This is a genomic window from Staphylococcus croceilyticus (assembly GCF_002902575.1).
GTDB lineage: Bacteria > Bacillota > Bacilli > Staphylococcales > Staphylococcaceae > Staphylococcus > Staphylococcus croceilyticus.
In genome coordinates this window covers 1-12,637 of the sequence record NZ_PPRD01000001.1, presented here as the reverse complement: position 1 = coordinate 12,637, position 12,637 = coordinate 1, and the positions used below count along the sequence as shown (strand labels likewise).

The 12,637-nt window shown below is 32.3% G+C and carries 16 protein-coding genes; all 16 read left to right on the top strand.

Translation table 11 applies throughout. The annotated features are described in order from the left end of the window. Positions 1-339 precede the first annotated feature (339 nt). The 16 genes from pxpB to CD128_RS00005 all read left to right on the top strand — a co-directional run bounded on the left by pxpB (position 340) and on the right by CD128_RS00005 (position 12,502). A complete protein-coding gene (gene pxpB / locus CD128_RS00080; RefSeq protein ID WP_103328076.1) occupies positions 340-1,071 on the top strand; it encodes a 5-oxoprolinase subunit PxpB in 732 nt (243 codons plus the stop codon). Next, positions 1,061-2,062, top strand: coding sequence for a 5-oxoprolinase subunit C family protein (locus tag CD128_RS00075; RefSeq protein ID WP_103328075.1), 1,002 nt, complete (start codon positions 1,061-1,063; stop codon positions 2,060-2,062). Before pxpB ends, CD128_RS00075 begins: the two co-directional genes overlap by 11 nt. A 3-nt stretch (positions 2,063-2,065) precedes the next feature. Further along, positions 2,066-2,518, top strand: coding sequence for an acetyl-CoA carboxylase biotin carboxyl carrier protein (gene accB / locus CD128_RS00070; RefSeq protein ID WP_103328074.1), 453 nt, complete (start codon positions 2,066-2,068; stop codon positions 2,516-2,518). A 14-nt stretch (positions 2,519-2,532) separates the two neighbouring features. Then, on the top strand, positions 2,533-3,894 hold the full coding sequence (locus tag CD128_RS00065; protein WP_103328073.1) for an acetyl-CoA carboxylase biotin carboxylase subunit: 1,362 nt from the start codon (positions 2,533-2,535) through the stop codon (positions 3,892-3,894). After that, positions 3,894-4,646, top strand: coding sequence for a 5-oxoprolinase subunit PxpA (gene pxpA, locus CD128_RS00060; protein WP_103328072.1), 753 nt, complete (start codon positions 3,894-3,896; stop codon positions 4,644-4,646). Before CD128_RS00065 ends, pxpA begins: the two co-directional genes overlap by 1 nt. A gap of 13 nt (positions 4,647-4,659) precedes the next feature. Continuing rightward, positions 4,660-5,898 (top strand): NRAMP family divalent metal transporter, encoded by a 1,239-nt coding sequence (locus CD128_RS00055; RefSeq protein ID WP_103328071.1) that lies wholly within the window; start codon positions 4,660-4,662, stop codon positions 5,896-5,898. Positions 5,899-6,054: 156 nt separating this feature from the next. Further along, a complete protein-coding gene (locus tag CD128_RS00050; protein WP_103328070.1) occupies positions 6,055-6,741 on the top strand; it encodes a 5'-methylthioadenosine/adenosylhomocysteine nucleosidase in 687 nt (228 codons plus the stop codon). Between the two features lie 22 nt (positions 6,742-6,763). Next, positions 6,764-7,291 (top strand): YqeG family HAD IIIA-type phosphatase, encoded by a 528-nt coding sequence (locus CD128_RS00045; protein ID WP_103328069.1) that lies wholly within the window; start codon positions 6,764-6,766, stop codon positions 7,289-7,291. Continuing rightward, positions 7,292-8,392, top strand: a complete 1,101-nt coding sequence (gene yqeH / locus CD128_RS00040) for a ribosome biogenesis GTPase YqeH (protein WP_103328068.1) — start codon at positions 7,292-7,294, stop codon at positions 8,390-8,392. A 13-nt stretch (positions 8,393-8,405) separates the two neighbouring features. Then, a complete protein-coding gene (gene aroE, locus CD128_RS00035; RefSeq protein ID WP_103328067.1) occupies positions 8,406-9,212 on the top strand; it encodes a shikimate dehydrogenase in 807 nt (268 codons plus the stop codon). Between the two features lies 1 nt (position 9,213). After that, positions 9,214-9,504, top strand: a complete 291-nt coding sequence (gene yhbY / locus CD128_RS00030; protein ID WP_103328066.1) for a ribosome assembly RNA-binding protein YhbY — start codon at positions 9,214-9,216, stop codon at positions 9,502-9,504. A 3-nt stretch (positions 9,505-9,507) separates the two neighbouring features. Continuing rightward, on the top strand, positions 9,508-10,080 hold the full coding sequence (locus CD128_RS00025) for a nicotinate-nucleotide adenylyltransferase (protein ID WP_103328065.1): 573 nt from the start codon (positions 9,508-9,510) through the stop codon (positions 10,078-10,080). Continuing rightward, positions 10,070-10,654 (top strand): bis(5'-nucleosyl)-tetraphosphatase (symmetrical) YqeK, encoded by a 585-nt coding sequence (yqeK, locus tag CD128_RS00020; RefSeq protein WP_103328064.1) that lies wholly within the window; start codon positions 10,070-10,072, stop codon positions 10,652-10,654. The genes CD128_RS00025 and yqeK overlap by 11 nt, the downstream gene beginning before the upstream one ends. Beyond that, the gene (rsfS, locus tag CD128_RS00015) at positions 10,655-11,008 is read left to right on the top strand and encodes a ribosome silencing factor (protein ID WP_103328063.1); all 354 of its coding nucleotides are present in this window, start codon (positions 10,655-10,657) and stop codon (positions 11,006-11,008) included. It begins immediately after the preceding gene. A gap of 1 nt (position 11,009) precedes the next feature. Then, complete coding sequence (locus CD128_RS00010) at positions 11,010-11,735, top strand: class I SAM-dependent DNA methyltransferase (RefSeq protein WP_103328062.1); 726 nt, start codon at positions 11,010-11,012, stop codon at positions 11,733-11,735. A 56-nt stretch (positions 11,736-11,791) separates the two neighbouring features. After that, positions 11,792-12,502: a helix-hairpin-helix domain-containing protein gene (locus CD128_RS00005; RefSeq protein WP_415239145.1), complete on the top strand. Its 711-nt coding sequence runs from the start codon at positions 11,792-11,794 to the stop codon at positions 12,500-12,502. The last annotated feature ends 135 nt before the right edge of the window (positions 12,503-12,637 follow it).

The window sequence follows — 12,637 nt, the reverse complement described above, 5'->3', positions numbered from 1 at the left end:
TATGGCGAAATATTTTTAGAAATTATAAATTTTTCATGACAAATTGTATTTTATATGCTTAAATAACTATGTGAATACAACTAAATAACTATGTGAATACAACTAAATAAATACTATGAATACAATAAAGTAAGCGATTACAATTTTGTCCTTACTTTTTTTATTATTCGTAATTTGAAATACTTATTAAACAACTACGATATACAAATGTTATAATTTTTTTATAAATATTGTTTTATGTCTAGCTAAGCTAACCACATTTTAAAATAAATCAAAGCTAATTTAGTAGTGAAATTTGTTTAGAAATGTAAATAGCTTTTAGAGGGGGGAGGCATCACATTGGAAATTAAAGTTATAAATGAACAATCGATTTTACTTTATTTCAAAGAAGAAATTAGTGAAAAAAATTATCAAGATGTAGATACAACTACACAATACATACTTTCAAAAAATATTTCAGCAATTAGAGATGTTGTACCTTCATATCGAGCAATTATGATTAACTTTGATAATAAACAGTTAGATTATGAACAACTTATCTCACAATTAGATTTAGATCATATTGAACTTTCAACATCAGATGAGAATGCTAATAAGAAAGTTATACATATTCCAGTACTATATAACTTAGAAGTTGGCCCGGATTTAGAGGAAGTTGCAAACCATAATAACTTAAGTGTTGAGGAAGTAATTAATATCCATACTGAGAATGAGTATTTAATTTATATGCTAGGATTCATGCCTGGATTCCCATTCTTAGGTGGCTTGGATGAACGTTTACATACGCCTCGTCGTTCTGAACCAAGAGTGAAGATTAATGCAGGCTCAGTGGGTATTGCTAATAATCAAACAGGTTTGTACCCATCAGACTCTCCAGGCGGATGGCAAATCATTGGTCGCACGCCTTTAAAAGTCTTTGACCAATATTCTGATCCAATGACGCTTTACGAAGCTGGCGATTATATTAAATTTTACGCGATTGATGAATCTACTTTTAAAGAAATAGAATCTGAAATTGCTAACAATAAATTTAATAAAGAAAAGTGGGTGACTAATAATCATGAGTATTAAAATTATTAAGCCTGGTCTCTTTACTACTGTACAAGATTTAGGGCGTTATGGTTACCAACATTTAGGATTTTCAGGTGCTGGTGCAATGGATCAAAATAGTTTCAAAGTAGGTCAAGCTTTAATTAATAACGATGGACCAAGTCTTGAATTTACAGTTATAGGTCCAACGATTGAATTTAAAGAAGATAATACTTTCGTTATTACTGGTGGCGAATGTACTGCTAAGTTGAATCAACAAGACGTCGCACATAATACAGTATTGTTTGCTGCTAAAGGCGATAAACTTGAAATTGGTTCTGTTGTAGAAGGCGCTCGTGGCTATTTATTCTTTGGTCGCCCACTAGATATCATTGAAGTTGCAGATAGTTATTCAACACATACTAGAAGTCAAATTGGTGGTTATAAAGGCAGAACTTTGAAAAAGGATGATGTTATTAAAGTTAAGTGTAATGACACTTATAAAAGTAATTTAGGTAAAACGCTTGATTATGACGCTATACCTGAAGATAATATTATTCATATTTTAGAAGGGCCACAATTTGAAGCATTTTCAGAAGAAAAAAGAAACCTCTTAGTTGAAGGCCAATACAAAATTTCTGATCAATCAGATAGAATGGGTTACCGTTTAATTGGTGATAATATTGCGCCTAAAGAAGGTGCTGATATTATATCTGAACCTGTAGCTTTAGGTAGTATTCAAGTGCCAAATGATGGCAATCCAATCATTCTATTAAATGATAAACAAACGGTTGGAGGCTACACAAAAATAGCTACAGTGAGTCAACTTGATTTAAATAAGTTAGCTCAGTTTAAACCAGGTAATCAAATTCAATTTAAATGGATTTCAACTGAAGATGCTAATCAAAATTTACAAGAATTTGATGAAGATTTTAATAAATTGCTTAATAGTATTGAAAAAGAACCAATTTATAATATTCAAACTATGAGACCAACATCACATAAATTGGCAAAAATAATTGAGGAGGAATAATTAGTGAATATTAAAAAGATAGAAGAGGTCATTAATTTAGTAAAATCAAACGGAGTTAAACGCTTTAAGTTTAAAGATAATAAAAGTGAATTAGAATTAGACTTTACAGAAGGCATTCAAACTCAAGGTAATGCAAGTGCTCCTTCACAAACTGTACAAAGTACAAATTCAAATGATGAGGCTTCAACTCAAAGTCAAAGTGATAGTACAAATGAAAGCGCTCAAGAAATCAAATCACCTATGGTCGGTACGTTCTTCTTACAAGATAGTAAAGAACTAACTGAACCTCAAATTAAAGTAGGCGATCAAATTAAATCTGGCGATGTTATTGGCTATATCGAAGCAATGAAAGTCATGAATGAAGTGACTAGTGACGTTGATGGAGAAGTAGCTGAAATCGTTGTAGATCATGGAACAAATGTAGAATATGATCAAGTACTAGTTAAAGTCAAATAAGGGGGAACTTGTGTATGTATCGTTGTTTAGTAGCTAACAGAGGAGAAATCGCGGTCCGTATCATTAGAGCGTGTCGTGAAATGGGCATTGAAACTGTTGCGATATACGCTAAAGGGGACGAAAAAAGCCTACACGTTAGCCTTGCTGACCAAGCTGTTTGTATTGGAGAAGCTAACCCATTAGATAGTTATTTAAATATTGAACGTATTATTGGTGCTGCTGAAATTACTGGCGCTAATGCAATTCATCCGGGATATGGTTTCTTGTCTGAAAGTACAACTTTTGCTGAAAAGGTTGAAGAAAATGATATCCATTTCATCGGTCCTAATAAAACAACAATGGAAATGATGGGTGACAAAATCACTGCTCGTCAAACTGTTGATTCTGCAGGGGTTCCTGTTATACCTGGTTCATCTGGTGCAGTTAATTCAGTAGAAGAAGTTAAAGAATTAGCTAAAGAGATTGGTTATCCAGTTGTATTAAAAGCTGCTAGTGGTGGTGGCGGTAAGGGTATTCGTATCGTTAAAGAACCTGAACAATTAGAGAAGTCTTTAAAAGAAGCTAAAAGTGAAGGACAGAAATACTTTAACGATGATCGTGTATACGTTGAAGCATTCATCCCAGTGGCAAAACACGTAGAAGTTCAAATCATTGGTGACGGTAAAGAAAATTATGTTCATTTAGGTGAACGTGACTGTTCTGTTCAACGTAAAAACCAAAAATTAATCGAAGAATCACCTTGTGCAGCTTTATCAGAAGAACGACGCAAACAAATTTGTGAAGATGCTGTTAAAGTAGCTAAAGCTTCTAATTATAGAAGTGCAGGTACAATCGAATTCTTAGTTACAGAAGATGCGCATTACTTCATAGAAATGAACGCACGTATCCAAGTAGAACATACTGTAACTGAAATGCGTGCTGATAGAGATTTATTACAAGCACAACTTTACTTACTTCAACACGGTGAATTACCTTTCACTCAAGAAGATATTGTGTTTAATGGTCATGTCATTGAGGCACGTATTAATGCTGAAAATCCTGAGAAGAAATTCCAACCTACACCCGGTAAAGTTAAAAAATTACATTTACCACAAGGATTTAATATTCGTGTAGATTCTCTATTATATCCTGGTTACCAAGTGTCACCATATTACGATTCTTTAGTAGCTAAAGTTATTGTTAAAGATGCTAATCGTGAAAATGCGATTAAAAAATTAAAAGTGGCGCTTGATGAAATGGTGATTGAAGGATTTTCAACAACTGCAGACTTTTTATATGCGGTATTAAGCTATCCATTGTATGCTGATGGCGATGCGAAAGATGTAGATATTAAATTCCTTGAAAAACATCAAATTATCAAAGGAGTTGAGCTTTAATGAAAATTGATTTGAATTGTGATTTAGGCGAAGCATTTGGTAATTACTCATTTGGCGGGGATAAAGATATTATTCCATTAATCACATCTGCTAACGTTGCCTGTGGTTTTCATGCAGGTGATGAAAATGTGATGAATGATACTGTAAAAATCGCTAAAGACAATGGCGTAAGTATTGGTGCACATCCTGGTTTACCAGATTTAAAAGGTTTCGGACGTAGAAACATTGATATTGCGCCACAAGAAGTCTACAATTTAATGATTTATCAACTAGGCGCTTTAGAAGGTTTTTGCAAAGCACATGGCACACGTATTAACCACGTGAAACCGCATGGTGCTTTATACAATATGGGTGCTAAAGATAAAGACATTGCACATGCTATTGCGCAAGCTGTATATGACTTTGATTCATCATTAATTCTAGTAGGTTTATCTAATTCTTTATTAATTTCAGAAGCTGAGTCAGTTGGTCTCAAAACTGCTTCAGAGGTCTTTGCAGATAGACGTTATGAAGATAATGGTCAATTAGTCAGTCGTAAAGAAGATGATGCAGTCATCACAGACACTGATGAGGCATTAGATCAAGTGATTAAAATGGTTACTGAAAATAAGGTGATTAGTAAAAATGGGAAAGAAATTGATTTAAAAGCTGATACTATTTGCGTGCATGGTGATGGCGCTCATGCATTAGATTTTGTATCACAAATCAGAAAAAAATTAACGAAAGAAGGCATTGATATTCAATCCTTATAGGGGGGGTTCCAAGATGGGAGAAAATTTAAAACCAAAAACTAACGAGAAAGAATTCCAATTCACGAAAAATCATAGACGTTTACTCTATGGTTCAGTCTTTTTAATGGCTACGTCAGCTATTGGTCCAGCTTTCTTAACACAAACTGCAGTATTTACCGCAGAATTTTATGCTAGTTTTGCTTTTGCAATATTAATATCGATTATTATTGATATTGGCGCACAAATCAATATTTGGCGTGTACTTGTAGTAACTGGTTTACGAGGTCAAGAGGTATCAAACAAAGTTTTACCTGGCTTAGGTACGGTAATTTCATTATTAATCGCTTTTGGGGGATTGGCGTTTAATATAGGTAATATTGCTGGTGCAGGTCTTGGTTTAAACGCAATGTTTGGCTTAGATATTAAATGGGGCGCTGCTATTACAGCGATTTTCTCAATTTTAATTTTCGTAAGTAAAAGTGGTCAAAAAATTATGGACGTTGTATCAATGATTTTAGGTGTTGTAATGATACTTGTTGTGGCATATGTCATGGTTGTATCTAATCCACCATATGGAGAAGCATTGGTTCGTACAGTAGCACCAGAACATCCTATTAAATTGATTCTACCAATTATTACATTAGTTGGTGGTACGGTAGGAGGATATATCACATTCGCTGGGGCACATAGATTGCTTGATTCAGGTATGAAAGGCCAACAATTTTTACCATTTGTTAACCGCTCTGCTGTTGCGGGTATTTTAACTACTGGTATTATGAGAACGTTACTTTTCTTAGCAGTGTTAGGTGTAGTCGTAACTGGTGTCACACTAAGTGCAGACAATCCACCAGCATCAGTATTTGAACATGCAATTGGACCTATTGGTAAGAACATTTTTGGTGTTGTTATCTTCGCAGCAGCGATGTCATCTGTAATCGGTTCTGCATACACTAGTGCAACGTTCTTAAAAACGTTACATAAATCAATGGTTAATAAAAATAATCTAATCGTTATTATTTTTATCGTTGTATCAACGTTAATCTTCTTGTTTATTGGCAAACCAGTAAGCTTATTGATTATTGCAGGAGCTATTAATGGTTGGATTTTACCTATCACATTAGGAGCTATCCTTATCGCAAGCCGTAAGAAATCAGTTGTTGGCGATTATAAACATCCAACTTGGATGCTTGTATTCGGGATACTTGCGGTAGTAGTAACGATTATCACTGGAATATTCTCATTACAAGATTTAGCCACTCTATGGAAAGGCTAATTTAATTAAAACCTCTACGCTCTCAGCAGTGTAGAGGTTTTTTCTTTTTGAAAATTAAAGAACTATTATTTATTGCGTAATTAACTTATCTTGGTCGTGATGACTATAAAATTGTGATAAAATAGCTTATGCTAAGATGAAAATAGAGGTGTAAATATGATTGGAATTATAGGAGCTATGGAAGAAGAAGTAGCTATTTTAAAAGATAAATTAGTAGAGATGAGTGAAATTACTACAGCTCATGCAAAATTCTACAGAGGTAAACTTAACGACAAAGAAGTTGTGCTAACACAAAGTGGTATAGGTAAAGTCAACGCTGCTATATCAACAACTTTATTAATTGAAAAGTTCAATCCTCGTATCATCATTAATACAGGATCTGCAGGCGCGTTAGATGAAAGTTTAGCAGTAGGTGATATTCTAATTAGTAATGAAGTGATTTATCATGATGCTGACGCAACTGCATTTGGTTATGAATATGGCCAAATTCCTCAAATGCCTGCTAAATTTAATGCAGATTCAAAACTATTAAAATTAACTGAACAAATTGTTATTAATCAAGATTTAACTGCTAAAGTTGGCCCAATTGTTAGTGGTGATAGCTTTATTGGCAGTGCGGAGCAACGTTTAACTATTAAACGCCAATTTCCAACTGCAATGGCTGTTGAGATGGAAGCTACAGCAATTGCACAAACTTGTTATCAATTTAAAGTACCATTTATTGTTACACGTGCTGTTTCAGATTTAGCTAATGGAGAGGCTGAAATGTCTTTTGAAGAATTTTTAGGAAAAGCAGCTCAATCATCAAGTAAAATTGTTAAAAAATTAGTATCTGAACTATAAAAAATTATTAAAGGTGAAGATTATGGGTTTAATTAAAAAATATTTTATGCCTAATGATTACGTTAAATCTGTTTTTGAAATAGATATTGAAAAATTAGCAAAAGCAGGGTTCAAAGGCATTATTACAGATTTAGATAATACATTAGTAGGATGGGACGTGAAATCTCCTACAGTTGAAATTAAACAATGGTTTAAAAAAGCCAATGACTTAGGTATTACTATTACTATAGTGTCAAATAATAATGAAGATCGTGTAGCAAGTTTTTCTAAGGACTTAAATGTGGACTTTATCTTTAAAGCACGTAAACCTATGGGTAAAGCTTTCAAAAAAGCGATTAAACAAATGCGTATTCAACCTAAAGAAACGATTGTTATTGGTGACCAAATGCTTACAGATGTTTTTGGTGGTAATCGCAATGGGTTGTATACTATTATGGTTGTTCCAGTAAAAAGAACAGATGGATTTATTACTAAATTTAATAGAATTATCGAACGTCGTTTATTAAATTATTTTAAAAATAAAGGATACATTAAATGGGAGGAAAATTGATTGGATGAAACTTTAAAATGTATAGGCTGTGGCGCACCTCTTCAATCTGAAGATAAAAATGCGCCTGGTTATGTGCCAGAACATAATTTATTTAGAGATGATGTAATTTGTCAACGTTGTTTTAGACTTAAGAACTATAACGAAATTCAAGATGTCGGAATGGACAGCGATGATTTTTTAAATTTACTTAATGGTTTAGCTGACCGTAAAGGTATTATTGTTAACGTAGTAGATATCTTTGATTTCGAAGGTTCTTTTATCAATGCTATTAAACGTATTGTAGGTAATAAAAAAATCATTCTAGCAGCTAATAAGTTGGATTTATTACCTAAACAAATAAATAAACGTCGTGTAAAAGAATGGCTTAAAAGAACAGCAAGAAAATACGGCTTAGAGGCTGAAGAAATTGTATTAATCTCTGCCCATAAAGGTTGGGGGATTGATGATTTATTAGCAGCCATTGATCATCACCGTGATAATAGTGATGTTTATATCGTTGGGACAACAAATGTAGGGAAATCTACGCTTATTAATAAGTTGATTGAACAAAGTGTTGGAGAAAAAGATGTCGTTACAACTTCAAGATTTCCAGGTACAACACTAGATATGATAGATATTCCACTTGATGAACGTACATTTATGTATGATACACCAGGTATTATACAAGCACATCAAATGACGCATTATGTCACTGAAAAAGAATTAAAAATAGTTGTACCTAAAAATGAAATTAAACAGCGCGTCTTCCAGTTAAACGAAGGGCAAACACTATTCTTCGGTGGTTTAGCTAGAATTGACTATGTCAGTGGAGGCAAGCGTCCATTAGTTTGCTATTTCTCCAACGATTTAAATATTCATCGTACTAAAACTGAAAAAGCAAATGATTTATGGCGTAATCAAATTGGTAATGTATTAACGCCTCCAAAAGATGCCAGCAATTTTGATATGAGCAATATTAAAGCAGTCCGATTAGAAACGGGTAAAGAAAAAAGAGATGTGATGATATCTGGATTAGGCTTTATTACTATTGAAGCAGGCGCAAAAGTAATAGTTAGAGTTCCTAAGAATGTTGATGTAGTATTACGTAACTCTATAATGTAAGGTGGTAATTTAAATGAAATATGCCGTAATAGGTGATCCAATCTCACATTCATTATCTCCAATCATGCATAATGCTAATTTTCACGCATTAGACATGAACGATTCATATGAAGCATTGCATATTCCAGTAGAACGATTCGATCAAATCCGAGAAATTATGGAAGAAAAAGGCATTTCAGGTTTCAATATCACCATTCCACATAAGGAACGTATCATTCCTTATTTAGATGAGATTGATGAACAGTCAGAAACTGTAGGTGCAGTTAATACTGTAAAAATAGTTGATGGTAAATGGATTGGATATAATACTGATGGTCTAGGATATGTTACTGGTTTAAAACAAGTCTATCCTGATTTAGAAAATGCTTATATATTAATCTTAGGTGCTGGAGGGGCGAGTAAAGGCATTGCAAATGAGTTGAGCAAGTTCGTTCAACCAAGATTAACAGTGGCAAATAGAACAATGAGTCGTTTTGAATCTTGGACATTAGATATTAATGCAATTTCACTTGAACAAGCTGAGACGCATTTAGATGAATTCGATATTATAATTAATACAACGCCTGCTGGTATGGATGAGAATAAAGAGCATGTCATTAACTTAAAACATTTATCACCCAACCCCTTAGTTAGCGATATTGTATATATCCCTTATAAAACGCCTTTCTTAGAAGAAGCTGAAGCTAAAGGAAACCAAATTTATAATGGTTTAGATATGTTTGTCTATCAAGGTGCAGAAAGTTTCAAAATTTGGACTGGAAAACAAGCAAATATTCAAGAAATGAAATATGCAGTACTAAAAAATTTAAAAGGAGAATAATATGCTTACTGGAAAACAAAAAAGATATTTAAGAAGTTTAGCTCATAACATTGATCCTATTTTTCAAATCGGTAAAGCTGGAATTAATGAAAATATGATTGCTCAAATTGATGATACACTGGAAAATAGAGAACTGATTAAAATTCATGTATTACAAAATAACTTTGATGATAAGAATGAACTAGCAACTAGTTTAAGTGAAGCTACTAATAGTGAAGTTGTGCAAGTCATAGGTTCTATGATTGTGATTTACAGAGAATCTGAAGAAAATAAAGAAATCACTTTACCATAAGTTATGGCAAACAAAATCGTTTTATATGGTGGTCAATTTAACCCAATTCATACTGCACATATGTTAGTAGCTAATGAAGTGCATTCTATTATTAAACCTGATAAATTCTATTTCTTACCTAGTTATATGGCGCCTCTAAAAAGTCATGAAGATTATTTAGATGCGAAATATAGAATGAATATGATTGAGATGGTAATAAGTGAACTAGGCTTTGGCGAAATTTGTGAAGCTGAATTACAAAGAAAAGGGCAAAGTTATACGTATGACACTTTAAAAGACCTAGTTAATATTGAACCTAATGCTAAATTCTATTTCATCATTGGCACTGATCAATATGAGCAATTAGATAAATGGTATAAAATTGAAGAATTAAAACAGTTAATTACTTTTATTATTGTTAATCGTGGCGTAGATCATCAAACAGTTGATGAGGATATGGTTTCTATTACTATTCCTCGTATGGATATTAGTTCTTCTATGATTAGACAACGCGTAAAAAATAAAGAAACAATAAATGTCTTAGTCCCTCGAAAGGTTAATAACTATATTAGAGAGGAAGGATTTTATGAAAATTAAAAAAGCTGTTGAATTAGTTAAAGATAAATTGCCTGAAAAAAGATTTAAACATTCATTAAGAGTTGCTGAAACAGCAGTTAAACTTGCTGAAATTTATGATGGTGACAAAGAAAAAGCTGAATTAGCAGGCGTCTTGCATGATTATTGCAAATATGATGATTTAAGTAGTATGTATCAAATCGTACGTCAACACGATTTAGATAGTGAATTATTAAATTATGGCAGCGAGATCTTACATGGACCAGTGTGTGCAGCAATTATGAAATCTGAATATAATGTTCAAGACGAAGAAGTATTATTAGCTATAAAAAATCATACTACTGGTCGTAAAGAAATGACTAAAACTGAAAAATTAGTCTTTATAGCTGATTACATTGAGCCTGGAAGAAAGACCCCCGGAGTTGAAGAAATCCGAGATATGGCATACAATCAAGGTAGCTTAGATAAAACAATTTATGAAATATCTAAGCGAACAGTTTTATTTTTAATTGGTAAAGATATTACAGTATTCGGCGCAACGATTTCATGTTTAAACTATTATAATTATAGTGATCAAAGAATAAAGGATGATTAAATGAATTCAGAAGAATTATTAAATATTGCTGTCAATGCGACAGAAAACAAAAAAGCGGAAGATATTGTTTCTCTTAGTATGCAAGGTATTAGTGATATGACTGATTACTTTGTGGTTTGTCATGGTAATAATGAAAGACAAGTACAATCAATCGCTAGAGCTGTTAAGGAAGCTGCTCATGAGCAAGATATCGATGTTAAACGTATGGAAGGATATCAAAGTGCTCGTTGGGTATTAATTGATTTAGCTGATGTTGTAGTACATATATTCCATAAAGATGAACGCAATTACTATAATATTGAGAAATTATATCAAGACGCGCCAATAAAAACATACGAACAGGCAGTTTATTAATATGACTCAGTATGTTGGAATGAGTACAGTATACGATCAATTAACTTTAGACCAACCGTATGATAAGTGGTTTGCTATAGTTAAGCATTATGCACAGCCTTTTACAGATAAACTAGATGTACTTGATATCGGCTGTGGCACAGGAAGTTTAACATCGTTACTTACTTCTATTGGAACGGTTACGGGAATGGATTTAAGTAGTGACATGCTATCCATTGCTGCTAATAAATCTAATCAAGTTACTTGGTTAGAAGGAGATATGACCGATTTTTCATTAAATAAAACGTTTAATGTCATAACAATATTTTGTGATTCACTGAATTACTTACCAGATGACGAGGAAGTATTTGATACATTTAATTGTGTATATAATCATCTATCAGATTCTGGAGTTTTCATTTTTGATGTTCATACTATTTTTAAAATGAATACGCTGTTCAATAATCAATGTTATATAGACGAAACTAATGATACTTTCCTTGCATGGGAAGCTATTGCTGGGGAAGAGCCTTATAGTGTATATCATGATATGAGCTTTTTCATTAAAAATACTGATGGCAGTTATCATAGATTTGATGAATCTCATTATCAAAGAACTTTTGAAGAGCAACATTATCATAATTTACTAAAACAAGCTGGCTTTTCTAAAATTGAAACATTTGTAGATTTTGATATTAATAATCATGATGAAAATGGAGAAAGACTATTTTTCGTCGTTCATAAATAATTTTTTATAGTAAACTCGTTTCCTTATACGTTTATACATATAAGGAGATGAGTTTTTTGTTTAATAATATGACTGATATAATCAATTTTATTTTAAAATGGAAAGTTCAAATTATAATAGCAATTAGTGTTGTTTCAGTTGGGATTTTCTTAATATTTTTCAAAGGAGAGGACAATTCAGAAACTACATTGAATAATGATTTAGCAAAATCTTCAACTAATAATAGCGAAATGTATAAACATGGAAGTAACAACCAAACTAAAAATAAAAATCCTGCAAGTGATAGTTCAGATAAAAAAGAATCAGAAAACAAAACCGTATTAGTTGATATTAAAGGGGCAGTCGAGAAACCCGATGTTTATGAAATGAAAGGCTCAGATAGGGTCAATGATGTTTTAAAAAAGGCTAAACTTTTAAAAGAGGCAGATGTAACTCAAATTAATTTATCTGAAAAGCTAACTGATCAAAAAATGATTAATGTTCCTTCTAAAAATGATGCAAATCAATCTTCTTCAAGCCAAACTACTAGTACTAATTCAAATGTGAAACCTTCTACTCAAAATAATTCTACACTGACTAAAGTGAATTTGAATACTGCTACTGAAAGTGATTTGTTAAATGTACCTGGTATAGGACCGACAAAAGTAAAAGAAATTATAGAATATAAACAAAAAAATGGCCAATTTAATAGTGTTGATAACCTAAAAGAAATTAAAGGGATAGGAGGGAAAACTTTCGAAAAAATAAAGGATTACTTTACCGTTTGAAAATAAAGCAGATATTTGTTAATGAATCACCTTAAATTAAAATAACAATTGCAGTTTTAATATTTTAATTTACTATGTCTATATGCTTAAACTATAATATTAATTAATATACATTATACTGGAGCTGAAAATTAT

What these genes read in the sequence shown, in the direction of transcription:
- CD128_RS00075 (WP_103328075.1), top strand. Translation starts at nt 1,061, where the DNA reads ATGAGTATTAAAATTATTAAGCCTGGTCTCTTTACTACTGTACAAGAT.
- CD128_RS00065 (WP_103328073.1), top strand. Translation starts at nt 2,533, where the DNA reads ATGTATCGTTGTTTAGTAGCTAACAGAGGAGAAATCGCGGTCCGTATC.
- pxpA (WP_103328072.1), top strand. Translation starts at nt 3,894, where the DNA reads ATGAAAATTGATTTGAATTGTGATTTAGGCGAAGCATTTGGTAATTAC.
- CD128_RS00055 (WP_103328071.1), top strand. Translation starts at nt 4,660, where the DNA reads ATGGGAGAAAATTTAAAACCAAAAACTAACGAGAAAGAATTCCAATTC.
- CD128_RS00050 (WP_103328070.1), top strand. Translation starts at nt 6,055, where the DNA reads ATGATTGGAATTATAGGAGCTATGGAAGAAGAAGTAGCTATTTTAAAA.
- CD128_RS00045 (WP_103328069.1), top strand. Translation starts at nt 6,764, where the DNA reads ATGGGTTTAATTAAAAAATATTTTATGCCTAATGATTACGTTAAATCT.
- aroE (WP_103328067.1), top strand. Translation starts at nt 8,406, where the DNA reads ATGAAATATGCCGTAATAGGTGATCCAATCTCACATTCATTATCTCCA.
- yhbY (WP_103328066.1), top strand. Translation starts at nt 9,214, where the DNA reads ATGCTTACTGGAAAACAAAAAAGATATTTAAGAAGTTTAGCTCATAAC.
- CD128_RS00025 (WP_103328065.1), top strand. Translation starts at nt 9,508, where the DNA reads ATGGCAAACAAAATCGTTTTATATGGTGGTCAATTTAACCCAATTCAT.
- yqeK (WP_103328064.1), top strand. Translation starts at nt 10,070, where the DNA reads ATGAAAATTAAAAAAGCTGTTGAATTAGTTAAAGATAAATTGCCTGAA.
- rsfS (WP_103328063.1), top strand. Translation starts at nt 10,655, where the DNA reads ATGAATTCAGAAGAATTATTAAATATTGCTGTCAATGCGACAGAAAAC.
- CD128_RS00010 (WP_103328062.1), top strand. Translation starts at nt 11,010, where the DNA reads ATGACTCAGTATGTTGGAATGAGTACAGTATACGATCAATTAACTTTA.